At 54.0% G+C, this 20,113-nt stretch carries 11 protein-coding genes and 1 pseudogene; 6 read left to right on the forward strand and 6 right to left on the reverse strand.

Annotated features, from left to right (window positions below):
• Positions 1-16 precede the first annotated feature (16 nt).
• On the reverse strand, positions 17-889 hold the full coding sequence (locus AC5DDB_RS22315; protein WP_491741988.1) for a DUF1571 domain-containing protein: 873 nt from the start codon (positions 887-889) through the stop codon (positions 17-19).
• A gap of 392 nt (positions 890-1,281) precedes the next feature.
• On the opposite strand from AC5DDB_RS22315, the gene AC5DDB_RS22320 reads away from it, so the two are divergent.
• The 3 genes from AC5DDB_RS22320 to AC5DDB_RS22330 all read left to right on the forward strand — a co-directional run bounded on the left by AC5DDB_RS22320 (position 1,282) and on the right by AC5DDB_RS22330 (position 7,349).
• Positions 1,282-2,415 (forward strand): hypothetical protein, encoded by a 1,134-nt coding sequence (locus tag AC5DDB_RS22320; protein WP_491741989.1) that lies wholly within the window; start codon positions 1,282-1,284, stop codon positions 2,413-2,415.
• Positions 2,416-2,513: 98 nt separating this feature from the next.
• A complete protein-coding gene (gene scpB / locus AC5DDB_RS22325) occupies positions 2,514-3,317 on the forward strand; it encodes an SMC-Scp complex subunit ScpB (protein WP_491741990.1) in 804 nt (267 codons plus the stop codon).
• 357 nt (positions 3,318-3,674) lie between these two features.
• Positions 3,675-7,349 (forward strand): [protein-PII] uridylyltransferase family protein, encoded by a 3,675-nt coding sequence (locus tag AC5DDB_RS22330; RefSeq protein ID WP_491741991.1) that lies wholly within the window; start codon positions 3,675-3,677, stop codon positions 7,347-7,349.
• On the opposite strand, the gene AC5DDB_RS22335 is transcribed toward AC5DDB_RS22330, so the two are convergent.
• The 3 genes and pseudogenes from AC5DDB_RS22335 to AC5DDB_RS22345 form a co-directional block, all read right to left on the reverse strand.
• Positions 7,331-8,740 (reverse strand): TAXI family TRAP transporter solute-binding subunit, encoded by a 1,410-nt coding sequence (locus tag AC5DDB_RS22335; RefSeq protein WP_491741992.1) that lies wholly within the window; start codon positions 8,738-8,740, stop codon positions 7,331-7,333. The two genes, AC5DDB_RS22330 and AC5DDB_RS22335, sit on opposite strands and share 19 nt — an antisense overlap.
• A gap of 463 nt (positions 8,741-9,203) precedes the next feature.
• Positions 9,204-10,784, reverse strand: a pseudogene (locus tag AC5DDB_RS22340) (SulP family inorganic anion transporter); the annotation flags it as partial.
• A gap of 155 nt (positions 10,785-10,939) precedes the next feature.
• The gene (locus AC5DDB_RS22345; protein ID WP_491741993.1) at positions 10,940-11,995 is read right to left on the reverse strand and encodes a BBP7 family outer membrane beta-barrel protein; all 1,056 of its coding nucleotides are present in this window, start codon (positions 11,993-11,995) and stop codon (positions 10,940-10,942) included.
• Between the two features lie 293 nt (positions 11,996-12,288).
• On the opposite strand from AC5DDB_RS22345, the gene AC5DDB_RS22350 reads away from it, so the two are divergent.
• The 3 genes from AC5DDB_RS22350 to AC5DDB_RS22360 all read left to right on the forward strand — a co-directional run bounded on the left by AC5DDB_RS22350 (position 12,289) and on the right by AC5DDB_RS22360 (position 17,106).
• Complete coding sequence (locus AC5DDB_RS22350) at positions 12,289-13,146, forward strand: alpha/beta hydrolase family protein (RefSeq protein ID WP_491741994.1); 858 nt, start codon at positions 12,289-12,291, stop codon at positions 13,144-13,146.
• 277 nt (positions 13,147-13,423) lie between these two features.
• Entirely contained in the window at positions 13,424-14,854 is a 1,431-nt protein-coding gene (locus AC5DDB_RS22355; protein WP_491741995.1) for a sulfatase family protein, read from the forward strand.
• Positions 14,855-14,868: 14 nt separating this feature from the next.
• A complete protein-coding gene (locus AC5DDB_RS22360; RefSeq protein WP_491741996.1) occupies positions 14,869-17,106 on the forward strand; it encodes a mechanosensitive ion channel domain-containing protein in 2,238 nt (745 codons plus the stop codon).
• An 18-nt stretch (positions 17,107-17,124) separates the two neighbouring features.
• Here AC5DDB_RS22360 and AC5DDB_RS22365 read toward each other — a convergent pair whose 3' ends face one another.
• Together AC5DDB_RS22365 and AC5DDB_RS22370 are read right to left on the reverse strand one after the other, a co-directional pair.
• On the reverse strand, positions 17,125-18,126 hold the full coding sequence (locus tag AC5DDB_RS22365; RefSeq protein WP_491741997.1) for a glycosylasparaginase: 1,002 nt from the start codon (positions 18,124-18,126) through the stop codon (positions 17,125-17,127).
• A 6-nt stretch (positions 18,127-18,132) separates the two neighbouring features.
• Complete coding sequence (locus AC5DDB_RS22370) at positions 18,133-19,716, reverse strand: thiamine phosphate synthase (RefSeq protein WP_491741998.1); 1,584 nt, start codon at positions 19,714-19,716, stop codon at positions 18,133-18,135.
• Positions 19,717-20,113 lie beyond the last annotated feature (397 nt).

A 20,113-nucleotide genomic window follows, 5' to 3' on the forward strand; every position in this document is an offset into this window, starting at 1 on the left:
GTTGTTTCAATGCGGATCAAAAACTGTATTCGCTGTTACGGCTATCGAAGTCGGCTTCGGTGAAACCGGGGTTCGGAACGATATCCCAAAAGGTGTATTCTTCGACCAACGGCGGCGTGGCGTCCGGTCGCGACGGGAAGTCGTACTGCTCGACACGAACCGGAAGTTGCGTGGCTTTATCGATGAACAATCGCGTCAGGTAATAGGGGAACTCTTGGCGTCGGACAGGGTGATAGGTTTCGATGACCTGACAATCCATGTCCTGAAGTTTTGCACTCGGGTAGTACTGCGAGACGGTTTCCGATGATGCAAATCGCGCTTCGGTCTCCCATTGCTTGATGATCCCTTGCAGCACGTAAGCCATCCCGAACTTGGTGATCGGCTGGCGACTTTCCGACAGGGCCTGCGAACTTTCCGGTCTCAACATCACGGTTCCGACGAGGGCGGCCAAACCGCGTTTCTCTCGGGCGAGAAGTTTGCCATCGTGTCGTCCTTCGACGTACAACACTTCTCGGCCAACGTGTTCCCCCTCGAATCGCATGTAGACACTGTGCGGCTGAGCACGAAACTTGACAGCCGCCTGATGTTGATAGATTCGGCCTTTGACTTCATCGCGGTTAGCGAATCGGCAGGCGTATTCTTCGAGGTTTTCCACTGCCGCCCGAGATCGTTTGGCCAATCGAAGCGGGGCAGTGAGCGAATGCGTTTCAACGGAATCTTGAGTTGCAGCCACTTGGACCAAGCCACGATCAATCGCGGGCTTCGGCACAGTGGAATCTTGTGCATCGAGTTGATCGACGCCGTGACTCCAACCAAACCACACGGCAGTGGCGAGCAGAATCAAAAGCCCGACAATTGCAGAGCGTCGCAAATTTTTCCAAGTGTTCACCGGCTGACTCCCTTTTGCGGCTGCGTTGTGCAATATCTGCCGATTCTGTTGTAAAGATTACCAGAACCGGGTCGCGGCGAGCAGGATTTTTCTCCATTCCCGCTCCGAAGACCGCCACAGGGGTCGCTCCAAGGCACATTTGATGCCGAAATGTCATTTTTTTCTGTTCTGGCATGAAAACTGCCTGAGTTACTGGCGATCCGGTCGGCTGAAGAGGGGGGACGCGTTGACCGGTTCCGAAAAATCGAATTCGATTTCTCTCCGAGAGAAACCGAGAACCAGTGGTCATAACATTGCAGAACCCGTTTTCCCCTGGAATCCATGCAATCAAGTGACTTGAACAGACTGGTCCGAAAAGAAACCATCGCGGTCCGACAAGGAGGTCCCCGCTCATGAATTCTGTAGCCAACGGTCTGACAGCCACTTTACTAATGTTCGTGCCGCTTTTGGCCGTACCGTTTCTAGCCGCGTTTGGGGTGTCGATGCCCACGCAGGATATCGCCGCCGGTGCGGTGGATTTAGAGGCGTTGGATTTCGCGCCTGAACTTCCTGAACCTGGCGCCGGTCATTCTGCGTCGGCTCGTCGAACCCCGGAGGATTTGTTCGCTCCGCTCGACGAAACACAACCAACCGGCACCCCGGTTTCGTTCTCGTCATCGACGAGCAATGCGAACCGCATGTCACACCCCCTAAGTTTGCCGGCTCTCGACACGCCCCCCGAAACAAACACCACGCCCAGTGAACGTGTCGAAGAAGCGTCGCAACCGACCTCTCTCATGGTCAACACGCCGGCTCATCAGCCGAGTGAAACGAATTGGAACAACCCGTTTGAGAACTCCCCAGCTTTCGGCAAATCGACACCTTCGGAATCGGTGACTCCTCATCAACCACCGGTCAACCGTGAACCCTCACAGCCATCGACCGATTACCCACAAGACTTTCCGGACCTGGACACGCCCCCGCGAACGCTGTCCCACGAATCGACGAACCCATTCGATAGGAACCCCAATCCGACGGAAACCGCAAAGCCGTCAGGTTCCCCGGCTGTCGACGATTCCGTTTTCGGTCCGCCGTCGACAACATCGAATCCACCACGCCGGTTAGCAACAAACGACCAAGGACAAACTCCCGGTCGAACACTTTTCGGACCGCCAGAAACCAATGATCGGCGGGTCGATATTCCCGACCCGCAACGATCGTTGCCTCGCGAACCCGTGGCCACTAATAACGCGGGTTGGGAACCGCCGCCAGCTGCGACTTCCCGGCAACCGGCGACTCCCGAGAACACTCAACCGGAGAAGCCGGAATCTTGGTTGGCTGCTCGTGAGCGACTGCAGGAGTTGAACATCACCAAGTTCTCATTGCAACCGGCCGAGAATGATCGACTGTTCTACTTCCGCTGTGTGTCTGAATCGCCAGTGAATCCACGAATCACTCGCAACTTCGAGGCGTCTGGTCGTGAACCGTTGGAAGCCATCGGACGGGTGTTGACACAAGTCGAACAGTGGCGAAACAGCAACCGATAACCGTTCGGCGACGACAAGTCCTTGTGTCTGTCTCATGATTGCCATTGTGCTTGCCGAGTTGCCAATCGCCCAATTGTCTCCTGAATTTGCAGTCCCATATGTTTGACCACAGTCATTATGCATCGCCTTGGCATCGTCCTGGCGACTGGACTCGCAGTTGTTTAGCCGACGAGACTTCCGGACACTATCGGAATGCTAAAACCGACAGGCACCGGGCGGATCGCATTGACCCAGCCGCGGGCGAGGGTTTGCGGTCCGAGAAACTCGGGCGGTTGGAAGCGGCGTTGTTTGTGGCTGACGGGGCGTTGTCCGTGCGACGACTCGCCCAGGTCGCCACGCTCGCCGACACTGCGGAAGCCAAACGATTGCTGGATGAACTCAACGAGTATTACGACGCTTCCGGCTCGGCGTTTCGTATCGAACGTGTCGCCAGCGGGTTTCAACTTCTCACGCGACCTGCTTACAGCAATTGGTTGCGACGCGTACACGAACGGCAATCTGAGCTGAAGTTGTCTCCGCCTGCGATGGAAACGCTCACGATCATCGCGTACCGGCAACCTGTCACACGGGCCGACGTGGAAGCCGTGCGTGGCGTGCAATCGGCCGAGATGATCAAGCAACTCATGGAACGTGGTTTGGTCCGTATATGTGGCGAAGAGGACACGCTCGGGCGTCCGTATTTGTACGATACGACTCGTCAATTTCTCGAAGTCTTTGGTTTGCGTTCGCTAGACGATTTACCGATGGCCGAACGCTTACGCCGGAAGCAACCCGAACCGCCTGAACCGGAAGAAGCCACAGACGAATCCGACGAAACATCGGCAAGCGAAGAGAATTCCGAAGCAGAATCATCTGTGGAACTCGAAGAAGAACCCGCAACAAACGACTCGCAAATCACATAAACTCCTGCCGGTTGTCACCTATTGATATCCGGCTTCGAGATTTATCGCATTTAATGACACTCGGCAGCTCAGTTGCTGATCGGATCTTCAAGTTCGGCGACGACTCGGCAATCAATCTCTTATGCGTATTGCCAGCTTTGTGAGCTGGATGCCGATACGATTCGAACCGTTATGCTGGCTGATGCAAACGGTCTCTTGCGCCGAAAACATCCAGCCAAGCACCAACTTGACGGCGATGGGTTTCCTTGGACCACGTTTTCGTGTAACCCTCAGTGTATCACGCGGATTCAGAACCTCCGCTGATAACAATGGCGAAACCAGCGCGATTCTTCCGACCAGCTTGAAAACGGCCACAGGATGTTCACGAAAGCCAAATTGTTGCTCACACCGGGGTCGCTCGACGATGCGGAAGCTTTGGATTTGCTTCGCGAAGTCGGGTTTTCAGACCCAGAACAGGCCCTTAAACGGATTCGTGGTTTGCCCACCAGTCCAAAGAGTCGCGATGCATTGGCGACCTCGTTGCCGGCGTTGTTGTTTGCATTGTCGGACGCCGTGATGCCGGACGGTTCACTCGTCAACTTCGAGCGTTTTGTCCAAAACGTAACGGACCGTGTCGACATTCTCGAGTGCCTGGCTTCGAATCCACGAGCCGTTGAAATCCTGGTCAAGTTGTTTGTGGGAAGTCAGTTCCTCACCGAAATTCTACTTCGCAACCCCGAGTACTTGCAGCAACTCACACAACATCGTCGATTAGCCGACATGAAAAGTCGGGACCAATTTCTCGAAGAAGCCTGCGAGCAAATTGACTCATTGCCGACGGTGAAGGAGAAAATTGACGGACTGCGACGGTTTCAACACTGGGAACTCCTTCGCATTGGGGCGTGTGATTCGTTCGGTCTATTCGATTTGAAGTCCGCGACGATCCAACTTTCTCTACTTGCCGATGCCATTGTGCAATGCTGTCTATCGTTGTTCGCGGAGCAAACCGGAACGGCTCTTGACGACTTCGTCGTTTTAGCGTTCGGAAAGCTAGGCGGTGAGGAACTCAATTATAGTTCCGATATCGACCTTGTGTTTCTGTCTCGCGATGATGCCACGAAATACTGGCAGATGGGGCAAAAACTCATTCAAGCCCTGTCGGAGACCACGGGCGAAGGGTTTCTCTATCGCGTTGATATGCGGTTGAGACCGTGGGGGCGTTCGGGAGCGTTAGTGAATTCGCTCGATGCCTATTGGCAATATCTCAAACGTGACGGCCGACAATGGGAAAAACAGGCGCTCATCAAAGCTCGACCGATCGCCGGAAACTTGCAATTGGGCGTTGAGTTTGTGAAACAGACCCGCTCGTTGATTCTTTCGACGCCAATCGAATCGGTCCGCTCGCAAGTTCGAGAGATGAAGGCACGCATCGAGGACGACCTCAAAAAACAAGGTCGTGAGTGGGGCGAAGTCAAAAGCGGTGCCGGGTCGATCCGAGACGTGGAATTCACGACGCAGTTCCTGCAACTCGCACATGGAGCGGAGTATCCGCAGATACTCAGTTTTAACACATTAGACGGAATTGCTCGTCTTGCCGACGCTGGTTTAATCCAGGCCAATGAGTATCGTCTGTTATCGACCGGCTATACGTTTCTGCGAACCGTCGAACATGCCTTGCAATTGCTGCACTATAAACAGACGCACTCCCTTCCGTCTGACGAACGCGGACGGGCGTGGTTGGCAAGGCGGTTAGACTATCCGAACAGCCAAGAATTTTTGCATCACTATGAACAGCAATGCGCGTCCATTCGGCGAATCTTCGAAAAGTACCTCGAACAAGTCGACGAGCCCCCTGCCGAATCGCTAGCCGATTCTGAACGGCTGCCCGACCATCTGGCACACATGGATCGGTCGTATACAGACACCTTTAGCGAAGCGGCAATTGCTAGACATGCCGTCCTCATGCGGCGACTTTCAAGCGACAATGTCGTCGAAGTCGACTCCGTCGAAGAAACGCCCTCGCGATGGCTCGTCACAATTGTCGGTTTTGACTTGCCAGGCGATCTATCGCTAATTTGCGGTCTCATGTTTGTCTACGGTTTTGATATTGAATGTGGCAATGTCTTCACCGAAACCCAAATGCCAGACCGGAAAATGCTCGACGGCGAACGCGGTTGGGAGGCGCGTCATACTGGTGAGACATTGCATCGAAAGTTCGTCAACGTGTTCCGAGTACGTCCACCAGAAAAGACACCTGTCGATCTATGGACACGCTATCGCAACGAACTCGCCACGATGATGCAAGAAGTCCGCGACGGAGGAAGCAGCAAAGCTCAAGGGCATTTGGCAAAACGTGTTGCTAGTGCAGTCAAGTCGACGTCCGAACCTGTGAGCGCTTTGCTTCCTGTGCAAATCGACATTGATGTCGAGAGTTCCGACTTGCACACCGTACTACATATTCGCGGCGAAGATACTGTCGGCTTTCTCTACGAACTATCGAATGCCCTCACGACTGCCGGTATCGATATGTCTCGAGTCACCATTAGTTCGGTCGGCAACCAAGTTTTCGACACCATCTATGTCACAGACACAGACCACGCGAAGATTATCGATCCGGTTCGACTTCAAGAGTTGCGAACGACAGTCGTATTGATCAAACACTTTACGCATATGTTGCCCCGCTCACCGAACCCGGAAGCGGCATTGGTTCACTTTCGAGAATTCCTAGACGAAGCTCGACGACGAGACAATTGGCTCGAAGAACTAGCATCATTGCATCAACCGAGTGTCCTGAATGCCTTCGCGAAAGTGATGGGAGCCAGTGATTTTCTTTGGGAAGATTTCCTTCGTGTTCAGCACGAAAACTTATTTCCGATCATCCGTGATGTCGAAGCGCTTGCGCAACGTAAGCGATCGGAAGAACTCGGGGCAGAACTCGAAAGTCTACTGGAACGAACCTCCGATCCCCAGACAAAGCGGAAAGTGCTCAACGAATTCAAAGACCGAGAAATGTTCCGCATCGATATGCGTCATATTCTCGGACATATTGCGGAGTTTGGCGAGTTCTCCGAAGAACTCTCTGAACTTGCACAGATTATCGTGCAGCACGCCTACCAGATCTGTGATCGTGAGCTCCGCGAGCGATACGGCACACCACGCTTGTCGAATGGTGAAGAATCACGGATGTGTATCGCGGCTCTTGGAAAATTTGGCGGACGTGAACTCGGTTATGCGTCCGACATCGAGCTAATGTTTCTCTATGAAGATGAAGGCCGTACAGATCGAAGCGGTGCTAAGATTTCGGCATCCGACTATTATGTCGAACTTGCAAAGTCGTTCCGTAAGGCGATCACGGCTCGGGAAGAGGCTAGTTTTCAGGTCGACTTACGATTGCGCCCCTACGGACGAGCCGGACAACTGGCTGTTCCTAAAAAAGTATTCGCCTCCTACTTCGGTCCAGAGGGAGATGCCTGGCCCTATGAACGCCAGTCGTTAGTTCGGTTCCGCCCAGTCGCCGGTGATGCTGATTTTGGAGCGGAACTTGAAAAATTACGTGACGACATGATCTACAATGGAAACGCTTTCGATCGCGCTGCAATGCGAGCCATGCGTGAGCGACAGGTCATGCAACTTGTCAAAGCCGACACCGTGCATGCGAAACTTAGCCCGGGAGGATTAGTCGACTGCGAATACCTCGTGCAAGGTCTGCAAATGACTTATAGCAAATCGCATCCTTCACTTCGTACGCCGAACACCCTTCAGGCCCTGGAATCATTGCACGAACTCGGTTATTTGTCATCAATCGACTATGAAGAACTTCGGGAAGCCTATATTTTCCTAAGACGACTCATCGATGCCTTACGAGTCGTCCGTGGGAACGCGAAAGACTTGACTGTTCCGTCCACCGACAGCGAGGAATTTATCTTCCTCTCAAGACGACTCGGTTACGGCAATGATGCCACGCGATTGCAGAACACACTCGAACGCGCCTTGCAATGCGTTACGGAAATGAACGGTCTACTTGACAAACCGCTTCAATCGCCAGCTTTCTGATGCCCTAGTGATTCGGTCGATAGCCCTGCGTGCAGGATCTTAAGTTGGATATTGAGTTTCAAACCACTACTACGATGGTGGATGATCTCTAACAGCTTGTTGTATAGGAGTGAAGGATTTTCCTGCGAATAGTAGCCCGTAATCACACTGATCAACCCCAGCAAGTCACTGCACAGACCAAGATACAATAAGAACTCGCGACGACGTTTCGCATCTTCGACACCTAACACGTCTTTGTTGCTTTGATGCATGCTGATTAAGCTAATAAGCGTGTTGAGTTCGTTGAAACGCCGTCGATATGTCGTCACTTCGAGGCCCATCAAGGCTAGGAATGCGAGTCCGATATAAACTAGGATACTTAAAAAAGCTTCAATACCTTCAAACATACCAATCGACTCGCGAACGGTTGGTTCGAATCCGAGATCGGTGAGTGTATTAGGGTTGGTATCTAGTAGTTTAGCCGCTTCGGCGAAGAGGCGTGGTGTCAGGTCCGCCCGGGCCACCAAAAACGCGGCTACCGTATAACACTCGATAGGTTTACTGGGCGTGGGCGGGTTTGCGAGCAGATAGCCCTGTGGAATGACACGAGGCGAGAGGTACTTCAACCGTGCATAACGCGCCCCAAGACCTGTCGACGCCAAACGAAATCCCGCTTGACGGATGTGTTGAATTCCTGCAAGTGTCTGATCACTGGTTAGATCTTTGACAATCAATGCTGCGTCAATTTCATCTGCGATTTTGTACTCTGGGTCAGCTGTCATTTCACGCCATTCGTGGACGTATTTCACACGATCGGTAGATCCCCAAAGCGCGACAACATCACGAGCGACCGAGTGACTACCTTGATCCGGGAATGATGTCAGAATCGTCCGCACATCTTGTGTGTTCTCGATTCCGTCTCGCAGAAAGAACAACAGGGTTTCGGTGTTTGGGATACTGAGACGAGGCAACTCGTTGGGAATTTGGATCCCGCCTTGTACGAATGCAACGTCGGCGTCGCCCGATTGCAGTTTCTCAACGCTTTCCCGCGAACCGAGGACATCCAATTGTTCGAACTTGACCCGACCGCCTCCGGCGACTCGATCGTGCAACGCGACGGCATCACGGACCGGTAACGCAATTCGCAGGGTGGAAACATGAAAGAAGCGGAAGTACAACCATAAGCTAAACACGATCAAACTCAGCGCCAGAAAAATCACTGGCAGCCGATGAAACCCCCATGGTTTGCGGAGTTGTCGGGCGACACCCTCGGCTTCCCGCGCGGAATCTCGCACCCCTTCGGCGACGGTCGCCAGCCCCGCGTGTGTGGGAAGCTCTTGGCGGACTCGTTCGGCGAGTTTCTCGGCCCGTTCAATCACCGGGCCGATCCGCAACTGAATTGACTTACTCAACTGCCGCATCTCCTTACGATTCCATTTGGAATCGAGAACTTCTTCATCACGATGCTCGATGGAATTACCGGCTTCGGGTTGGGTGTTACTTATACAAGGGGCTGGTATAGCGGGCTCGAAGTTGTTCCCACTCCACGACGAGCAAGCCTCCCGTGGTTTGGTGCTGCTTCGACCAGTTTTGCAGCAACTCGAGGCACGCATGATCGATGAACGTCAGCTGATCAAATTGCACATGCAGATCCGTACCATCGGGCACTTTCTCCAATTCCGCCGCGAGAATAGGCAGGCGTAAGAATGTGGCGGCTCCGTGAAGATTGAGGATTGCGGAGCCGTCGGATTGCATTGTCACGTTGGCTTCCAAGTACGACAAATTCTTAAGGAGCTTCAATGCGGAAATCAGGATCCCCACGATGACACCGCTCAAGAGATCAAAGCACACAATCGTAGTAACGGTGGCGAAATAGACGACAACTTCGCCTTTCCCATATTGGGCCAGTTTCTTCACGCCAGCGGGATTAACGAGTTTATAACCGACGTGAACCAGCATCGCGGCGAGGGCGGCGGTGGGAATCAAACGCAGGACGAAGGTTAGTCCAACAATAAACACCAGCAACCAAACTCCATGCAGCACGGCGGACCATCGTGTCCGAGCGCCGGCTTGAACATTGGCGGCACTTCGCACGATCACGCCGGTCATCGGCAACGCGCCAAGCATCCCGCAAACCATGTTACCCACGCCTTGTGCTCGCAGCTCTTTGTTGAAATCGGTACGAACGCCGACCGCCATCTGGTCGACAGCCACCGCACACAACAAGGTTTCCGCACTTGCCACCAAGGCAATCACACCGGCAGCCGCGAGGATCGCCGGAATGTCGGCGTTCTTCAGGAAAGTTACTGACGGCATATGCAGTGATTCCAGCAATTGGTCCGGCACTTCGACGTAGAGCACCGGCAACTGCAATGATGCGGCCAACGCGGTTGCAATGCTGATGGCAAGTAACGGGGCTGGTACAAGTTTCAGTTTCGCTATTGCATTCCAAGCCAAAATGATGAGGATCGTCAAGATTCCCAACTTGGCGGCCCATGCGTGATTGGTCACACTTTGTTCGAGTCGCAGAATACTCCTGGCGGCAACTTCCTGCGAATTGCGGACATTCAAAACGCGATTTTTGCGTAAATCCGCCAGTGCGGTGTCATTCGCCTTGCGAGCTACAAGGACCGCTTCGTGAACTCGCTTCGCCTCCTGGCTTTCGCCGTGCGTGACCTCCCATTCCTCAAGTTCTTGCGAGAGACGGTCCAACTCCTTGTTGATGTTTTCTTGCCGCGGGATCAACTGTTGGAATCCTGCCGCCGTGATCCTGAGTTGAGCAGGATCGATTTGCCCGTCTTCGACCTGAGTGAAGGCCAACTCCGGGACGACTTCACCCACCTCTTCCCGTAACGCGATTTGCTCCGCGTGCAGGACCCCCAGTTCTTTCAAATGTTGCGTGCGGAATACCCGTTCTTCACGAGGGTGCAGTGTTGGCCAGGGGAGACCTTTGGCAATCGCCCGTGGAATGGTCAAGAGGTTCTTTAGTCCGCTGCCTTGGGGCGAGTCATCGACCATCACGTGGAATTGGCTAGCGAAAATCAACACGCCGATGCCCGCCAGCATCCCCTTGATGACTGCTGGTGCAACCGCCCGGAACCATTGACCAAGTCGAAGAACGCCAGCGAGCAACTGCAATCCGCCAGCAAGCAGCACGACAATCCCGAGGTTTTCTAATCCGTGTTGGCGGACGAGATCAAAGATGATGACCGTCAGTCCGGCGGCGGGCCCGCTGACTTGCAACGGTGCCCCAGAGAGTGTCCCGACGACAATGCCGCCCACGATGCCCGTCACGAGACCGGCGGCGACAGGAACGCCTGATGCAATCGCGATCCCCATGCACAATGGCAACGCGACCAAAAACACCACCACCGAAGCCAGAATGTCTGTCTTCCAAACCGGTGAAGATGGGTCAGAAGTGAATTGCGTTCCCGTGCGGTTTTCCCGCGGTGTCATGTGCAAGTGCTCCTGAAAGCCCACGGCTTGGACAGCCGATTGTTTCGGTGTTCACTTAGCATCATGGCGAGAATGCAAAGACTTCACAACTCATGATGAGTCAGAGCATTGCATCTCGGAATCACTTGTTGACGTCATTCAGACGCCGGACTCCGTTACCAAGCGTAGACAATCCCGAAGGAAGGGCCGTGGAATAGAGCGTCGGTGGTTTCGCTGAGTCGGTTTGGGGTGTTCGCTCCAAGTGCCGGGGCGACTGCAATCCCTGGGAGTTGTTGCGATGCCATCGCTTGACTTCCCAACACGATCAAATGGTAACCGGCTCGCACCGAAAGTTGCTCTGTGACCCAGTAGGAACCTTGAATTCCCAAATCGGCACCCACGCCGAATTCGACATCACCATCATCGTTCTGAGTGACACGGCTCGTCTGACCGGGACGGAAAAAACCGTTCGGGTCGTTCAGCGTGTTGGTAGCGACAGAATCGTAGGCGTTCGCGAACATCAACCCTTTGACAGACGCTGAAAGCGTGAAGTTCTTCACATGCCAATCCAGAACGCCCCCGAGTTGCAAACCAATGTTGTAGTTGTCGGTCTCGACCGTCGTGCGTTCGGTAGCGGGAGCCGGTCCCGGTTCCGGAGCAAGTGCAAAGACGTCGAACTGATCGCCAAAGTGGATGAACCGGAAACCCGTGATCAACGTGGTTTGTAACGCACAGGAACAATCTCGAAGACGATGCCGCAGGTTTAATTCACCGTTGTGCAACTCCGATTCGCCGCTGGCAGAAACTTGTGTCGCAAAGTTTTGAATCGCGAGCGATGCCGCCGTGATTCGCAAGCCGGAATTCGCGGGGCGTGTGATGCTTTCCCGATCGCCGGTCCAATCGTTGATGCCGAAGTAAACCGCTTCGACAGATTGTCGTTCGGTCAGGGCCGCTCCCGCTGCAATTCGGAAGCCGCTTTCCAGATCGAAGTGGACTTCCTCGGAGACGAGGATGTCTGGCCGACCGACTTGTCCGCGACTATTAAGAGCCGCAACGACCGTCCCGTCGGTTTCGTCACGAGCTAAAAATAGGGCATCCAGTTCGACGAACAGATTGTCTGCCGCTGGTGCTCGATCCCAGAGCAGTGAAAATTCCTGTGCCTGGCCGGCAGCGGGAACCCCCATTGCGCAAACACCAACGATTCCTGCGAACAACCATTTTGTGGCTTTCATCACGTCATCCTCCGCCGTGGAGCAGCCGATTGTTGGCCAAATTACTACAATCCGACCAACCCGTACATTAGTTATCGCCAGAATGATTGGTGAACTCGACTTAACTTGCCCACGTTTATGAGGAACAGACGAATCCGTACCGCTTGAGGAATCGTTCTATCCTCGCCAGACTAGCCAAATCACCGTGTGGGCGGTTCCGGCGTCGGTTTTCTCACTGCTTTTCTGGCAAATGGGAACCAAATCGGACAAGTGACCGCCGCGATTTTTTTGGACTATCAATCGGAATTAAAAGCATGTCGAGCCGGAATTGGGTACGCGTAGCGAGCATCATCATCTTCTGTTTGCTACAGATTTTCACTTTCGGACAGCGAGTGGGAATCGCGGAGGAGCAGAACTGGTTCGATCGCCAGACGAAGTGGAATGGCTTCGATCAGTACCATTTTCGGGTCGCGGATCGAAACGCGTATATCGTTGCCCCGGCCAAAGCGGCTCCCGGTCATCCTTGGGTTTGGCGGGCTCGATTCCCGGGTTATCACGCTGAGATGGATGTTAAACTGGTGAAGCAGGGCTTTCATATCGCCTACATTGATGTGGGCGGGATGTTCGGCAGCCCGCAGGCGATGCAAATTGGCGATGCGTTTTACGAGTACCTGACCACTCAACGAAAACTCGCAGCCAAGCCGGCGTTGGAAGGTGTGAGTCGCGGCGGGTTGTTCGTCTACAACTGGGCCGCCAAGAACCCGAGTCAAGTCGCCTGCATCTACTGTGATACGCCCGTGTGCGACTTCAAAAGTTGGCCGGGCGGTCGCGGCAAGGGACTCGGTTCGGAGGCGGCGTGGAAACAGTGCCTGGATGCTTACGGGTTTACGGAAGCAGAAGCATTAGAATTCCGCAAGAACCCGATTGATCATGCGGAAGTCATTGCTGCCGCCAAGATTCCGCTTTTACACATCGTTTCCGAAAACGATCGGGTCGTGCCTCCGCCAGAGAACACGTATCTCTTGAAAAGCCGCCTGGCCAAGTTGGGACACGAGATGGAAATCATATCCGTGCCGGTCGGGACGGAAAAGTCGAATGGCCATCACTTCGATCACCCCAAGCCCGACCAGGTGGTGAAGTTCATCAGGCAACACGCGTCGGTGTCCCCTTGATGATTCGAGCGATCGATTATTGAGCGTAAAGAATCGCATTCTTGGTTCGCATCAGACAGGGGTGACACGTCCCAGAGCGAAGCGATGGGCGTGGCGAACGCAGAGCCGACCTCCTTCCCTTTGGTCACAGCGTGCCCCCCCGGTTCTGGCGTGCCCCCCAAGTCATCCCCAGTTTTTGCAACTGCAACCTCAGATCAATAGTTTTGGGGTTGATTGCGATGCAATGCGTGACCATTACAATGAGGTCGAACGATCCCTTCTCTGAATGAGCGTCTCTATGAAAATTCCGTTCGTCGCTTTGGCGTTATTGTGTTGTTTTGGTGGGACTCGGGCGATTGTCGAAGCGGCCGAGCGACCGAATGTGGTGTTCTTTTTGTCGGATGACCAACGGGCGGATTTCCTCTCGTGTGCCGGACATCCCATTCTGAAAACGCCGAACATCGACAAAATTGCCAGTCGCGGGACACGCTTCCGCAATGCGTTTGTCACAACAAGTATTTGTGCAGCGAGCCGTGCGACTTTATTCACCGGCCTGTGGGAACGCAGTCACAAGTACACCTTCGGCACACCGCCGATTGCGGAAGACTTTGTGGCAGATAGTTATCCGGTTCAGCTGAAACAAGCGGGGTATCGCACTGGGTTCGTCGGCAAGTTCGGCGTAAGCGTTCCAAAGAACGCGACCAACCAAATGTTCGATTCCTTCGTGTCGCTCAATCGCAATCCCTATTTCAAGAAACAACCCGATGGCAGCGTCCGTCACCTGACCGATCTGACGGGTGACAAGGCGATCGAGTTTTTGCAGTCGTGCGATGCCGATCAGTCGTTCTGTTTGTCGGTGAGTTTCAATGCCTCGCACGCCGAAGACAGTGACAAGAAAGACCACTACCCATGGCCGCCTGCGGAAGACGGATTATATGAAGACGTCACAATTCCTCCGCCACTGATCGAAATGGATTTCTACAAACAATTGCCGAAGTTCTTACAGACTTCGATGAATCGCGACCGCTTCTATTGGCGATGGGATACACCCGAGAAGTACCAAAAGAATGTCAAAGCGTATTACCGGATGATTACGGGCCTAGATCGCAACATTGGCCGAGTGTTGACGGAACTGGATCGGTTGGGGCGAGCAGAAAACACCGTCGTCGTGTTTATGGGTGACAACGGATATTACAAAGCGTCTCGGGGGTTCGCGGGGAAATGGAGTCACTATGAAGAGTCTTTACGCGTGCCGCTCGTCATCGCGGATCTGCGGAGCGATTCCAACGTCGGCCGTGTTGCCGATGAGATGGCTCTGAATGTCGACGTGCCCGCCACGATTCTCGATTACGCACTCGGCAAGTTCCCCAGTCGCTACCAAGGACGAAGTCTTAAACCGATTGTCCAAGGACAGTCCCCGTCCGATTGGCGAACGGAATTCTTCTGCGAACATTTGATGGACAACGCCGCGATCCCTAAGTGGGAAGGTGTGCGGGGCGAACGGTACGTTTACGCACGTTATTTCCAGAACCTGCCCGAAGGCGAATTTCTGCACGACCTAGAAACCGACCCCGAGCAACGGAAAAACCTGGTTGACGATCCGGCGGCGCGGGAAATACTCAATCAGTTTCGCCAGCGTTGCGATCAACTTCGCGATGAACGCGGCGGCGAATATACGCAGGCCAAGTTTCCCACTCTCAAATACCTTCGATCCCAAAAAGGATCGTAGTCAATAATTTTCAAATGACTTACCCAACTCTTGCAAGGATGCTGTTCGGTCTTCTGTGTTGGCTAGCGTGTTCAACGTCAACCACCTGGGGACAAACGAAGCCGGTTGAATCGTCGGCGACTGAGACGATTGAGTCGAAGGCTGAAATCGAGCAGGAGTTGCAGGCGGCGCGGAAGCGTCTGCAAGATGCCATCGATCAGGCTGAGAATCCAGAAGCCGTGCCCGAATCGTTACGGGTCACGGTCGATCGACTGGTCGAGTTGAATTTGGTGCTCGAACAGCAGGAAGCCGTCGACAAGCAATTCGCGGAATTGAAGGCCAATCAAAAGGAACTGCAGAAACAACTTGCCGAGCTGCGTCAAAATGGTCTTCCGGATGCTCCGCCGTACTCGTTCTTGAAACTCGATCAGACACGGGACGAGTTGGTTCTCGAACAGACACAGATCGAAACTTTCGAAGCCACCATCGAGGCGGCTGCAGATGCTCTGGCCGAAGCGCAGAAAACCCGAACGGCTGCCGAACGTCGTCGTCGGCAACTTCGCGAACAACTCGACGAGAGCGATGATGAACCGGAGCCAACGGTTCGAGCAGAATTGGCGGAAGCCGTTTTTCAAAGTCGTTTGGCGGCCGCGAACGAACGCCTGCGGAAAGCCGAATATCAATTAGAATGGCAATCGCTCGTCAATGCGAAGCTGCGGGAAGAGTACCTCACCGCGTACGCCAGCCAATTGCAGAACTCGGTGACATTCCGTTCGGAAGACCTGCAAGAACCGCTCGCCAAATTGCAGCAACGGGCCAGTGAACTCAAGCGTCTTCAAGACCAACTAACTCGGGAATCCGCACAGCTGCAAGCAAGTCGCACACAAACGCCCGGTGAAACCGCACTCAAGCCGGCCACGGTCGAGCAGATTGTCGAGGCAAATCGACTTCAGCGGGAAGTCAATCAACAAAGACTCGCCATCGTAACGCGACAATTGGCGCGGGTCGGGACGCAGGAGACAGCTTGGGAACGTCGCTTCGATGTCATCAACAAAACGGCCACCGAGGCGGAGCAAGAGGATTGGCAACAGGACGCAACCGAAACGCTGAACGATCTGCAAAAAGAATCGCGACTCCAGGCCATTCGCGTTCGGCAAGCTCGTCAGAAACTTAACGGCGTCCTGAGTAACCTCGATTCCGCATCGTCCGACGATACCGCTTTGATCACAGCTCTCACTGAGCAACGCGACACTCTCGAAACGCAAATCGACGCTTTGGAAACGGATTTGCTGTCGATCGAGAATACACGGCGGCTGGTCGAAAAACTGAACAGCGAAATCGTGGGAGATGAATCGCGTGACTTTCAGGCTTGGATTGCCACGATTTGGAAAGGCATTCAATCGGCGTGGAACTATGAACTTTTCAGCGTCGAAGATCGACCGATCACAGTCCGCAAAATTGCCATCGGTCTGTTATTGTTTCTTCTAGGATTCTGGGCGTCACGACGGCTGAGTCGTAGCATCGCCCACCGTATGTTGCCTCGGTTGAGAATTCACGAAAACGCCGCGTTCGCGATTCAGAAAATTCTGTTCTATATCCTTATCGTGACTGTCACCTTGATGGTCTTGCGATACGTCAACGTACCCTTGACGATCTTCACCGTGCTCGGCGGGGCACTGGCCTTGGGGGTCGGTTTCGGATCGCAAAACATCATCAATAATTTTATCAGCGGCCTAATCCTGCTCGCCGAGCGACCGATTCGAGTGGGCGATATGATTGAACTCGACGGACTGTATGGCACCGTCCTTGCGATCGGTGCCCGAAGCACAAAAATCAGAACAGGAGCAAACCTAGAGATCATCGTTCCGAACAGCAACTTCCTTGAAAACCGCGTGAGCAATTGGACGCTCAGCGACAACAAAATCCGCACGTTTATTTCTGTCGGAGTTGCTTATGGGTCACCGCTCCGAGATGTCGTAAAACTGCTCAAACGAGCGGCCGAGGAACATGGTTTGGTGCTCGACAAACCCGAGCCAACGGTTTTATTCACCGAGTTCGGCGACAATTCTCTGACATTCGAACTCCATTTCTGGATGCGTGTGCGTGTTCTGTTCGATCGGCTGCGAGTGGAAAGCGATGTGCGAATGCGGATTGATGGGTTGTTTCGTGACGCCGATATTTCAATTGCGTTCCCGCAACGCGACTTGCACTTGGATTCGCTCTCGCCGTTGAAGGTCCAAGTGGTGTCCGAAGCCGACGCGAACAATGATTGAACCGATACGAAGAAAAACTTACTTCGACTCGCGATCGTACAAAGCCACGCACGGTTCGAGTCGTGTGCCGTTGGCATCGGTGACGGCGAAAGTCGCAGGTCCCCACAGCGACACACCGGCGTGATCACCGTTCTTCGCCAATAGGTAGAGTTTGAGACCAAAGTTTGGACGACCGGATTCGTCGCGGAGTCGGGCTTCGGTATGGTCCGCGATTCGGCGGAGGAGTTCCAAACCGGCTTCTTGCGGAGACCGACCGGCACGCATTAGTTCGACAGCGGCAGCGCTGGATGCATGAATCATATTCGCTTCCCCACGTCCGGTGCTGCCACATGAACCGACCGCGTTATCGCAGAACAAACCCGCTCCGGGAATCGGGCTGTCTCCCACACGACCGGGAATCTTGAAGGCCAGGCCGCTGGTGCTGGTCGTGCAAGAAATGTCGCCGTTGGCATTCATCGCGGAACAATGAATCGTGCCCGTCGGACGAGACCACCGTTGTTCGGTAGCGGCGAGTGCTTGTTCTTCCGGCGTGCGGAGATTCTCCAATCGAAAAAACTTCGCCACATCGGGATCGACGTTCTCGATCGCAGGTGGCAACCAATCGCCACGCGGCGAGAGTGTTTGCTTCCAGTACAACCAAATTTTTCGTGCTTTCTCGGTCAACAAGTTCTCTTCTTCGAATCCGAACGCCTTGGCAAATTGCAACGCTCCTTCTCCGGCGATCAACACATGATCGCTGTGTTCCATCACCAACTTGGCCACCGCGCTGGCGTAGCGAATGTTTTTCATCGCCGCGACGGCGCCCGCCCGGTGAGTCGGCCCATGCATCACTGCGGCGTCGAGTTCGACTTCCCCCACTTCGTTTGGAATGCCTCCGTATCCGACGCTGGTGTCGTTGGGATCGTCCTCGACCAACGACACACCCGCGACGACGGCATCCAAAGGATCGACGCCATTTTGCATCTGTTCATAGGCCAGCTTCGTGGCTTCCAATCCATTCGCCGACGAGATGGAAATCATCAAAGGTTACTCCGATTCGGTGATTGTCAATTTCGAGAGCAGCAAGCTCGCCGTCTGTGCGGGATCGTTGGAACCGCAGATATCATGACACACCGCAACGCGTTTCGCGCCGGCAGCGATGACGGTTTCAATGTTCCCGTTGGTGATCCCGCCGATGGCATACCACGGAATGGGGATCTCCTCCGCAACTTGGCGAACGAATTCCAGGCCGGCGAATTCCGAGAACGTCTTCGTTTGCGAAGTAAACACCGGGCCAACGCCAATGTAGTCGGCTCCATCATCGACGGCTTGCCGGGCTTGTTCGATGGTATGCGTCGACACCCCGACCAATCGATTCGGCCCGACAATTTGTCGTGCTTCCTTCGCGGTGAGTTCTTCTTGCCCGACATGCACACCATCGGCATCACAGAGAACGGCCAAATCGGGGCGGTCGTTCATGATCAACACGATGTCCCGGTCCCGTGTTAATTGCCGAATCTTTCGAGCATGCGAGAGCAACTCACGATCCGGCATCGATTTCTCACGGATTTGCACAATCGTTTTCTTCGCAATTTCTGCCGGCGATAGACTCTCAATGATCCCTTCCAGCGTACGTGGCCGACAAACCGACTCGGTAAGTAACACGTACAGATGTCGTTCGTGGAGTCCGCTTTCAGACTTAATCGATCGAGAGGTGATGGAGCGAATCACATCGCGTTCGAGTGTGTAGAGACGATAACGAAGTTGCTCGAATTGCTGCCCGACTTGGGCGGATCGTAGTTTGCCGAACTCTTCGAGTGACCGCAGTGCTTCCTGCGTGCGTTTAAAGTTTGCCGTGATGATGTCACGCACCGACTGCCGGTGGAACTCTGCAGCTGTTTGCACGGTGGTGCCGACGTCGCCGGTGGTGTCACGAGATTCCAGAAGACGATGGGAATCCAAACTGTCGAGAGCCGTCCGCAAGTCATGTCGCCAAGATTTCAATTGCTCGGTGAGAACGCGGTCGTTGAACAAAAACCGCACAGCGTCTTCCACGACCCGCAACCCCTCCCGAGCGCGATTTCCAGCCGCATCCAACAACCGCTCGACACCAGCCTGTGATGTTGTTGTCGGTCGCGGAGCAACGGGCGACGTGATGTTCGGGGAATTGTCCAATTGGAAATCGACGGCAATCGGTTCCGTGACGATTCCTGAACTTCGGCAAATACGCGTGGTAAGGTCCGACTCGGTAATGCCCCAACTTCGCATGGCCGTTGCAACCGGGGAATCGACTTCGAACAATCCCCATAGAAGAAATTCCGTGCCGACCTCGGACGAGCCACCGACTTTTGCGAGCAAGTCCGAGGCAGCAATGCGGATGGCCTCCATATTTGAGCCGTCCGGGGGAATGTCATGTTGGAGTTCGAGCTGTTCCTGCTGTCCCGGGCAAATCTCATGGATGTGTTGATCGTTCAGCGAGAATTCTTGAAGGATCTCCGCGGCTCGGGTCTCTTCACACCACAATGCCCATAGCAAATGCGATGGCTCCACATGACCACAATTTTGCGAGGCTGCCGACTGGCCGGCCCGCTCGAAAGCCCGAAGTGCACCGGCTGTCCAAGAGATTCGCACGAAAACTTCCCCAATTCCCCAAATTCGACCCAGCCACCATCATGTGTGCAGCAGGACTATCTTGCCACATTGCCGGTGGACGACTAAAATTCAACCTGATTTCAATGCAGGTTTCGAGTTTTCACATTTTTTGTTGTCCACCCCATTTGAGACAACTCATCGGAAGAAATTAGCATCCCCGTCCACCTTTCCAAACAGTTCCAAGCTGACGAAGGCGGGGAAGTCAGTCGTGAAGTTCAACGGGAAGCGAAAAAAGTTCCCACGTGGTCGCCCTTCGTGGCGTAAGTATGAAGATGGTATGTTGTCCATGATGTCCAGTTCTGAATCGAACGACAATTCACCCCGTCGATCATTTTGGGACTTGGAAAAATGCACATGGAGGATGCAGCGGCGGTTT

It is taken from the genome of Thalassoroseus sp. (genome assembly GCF_984380535.1).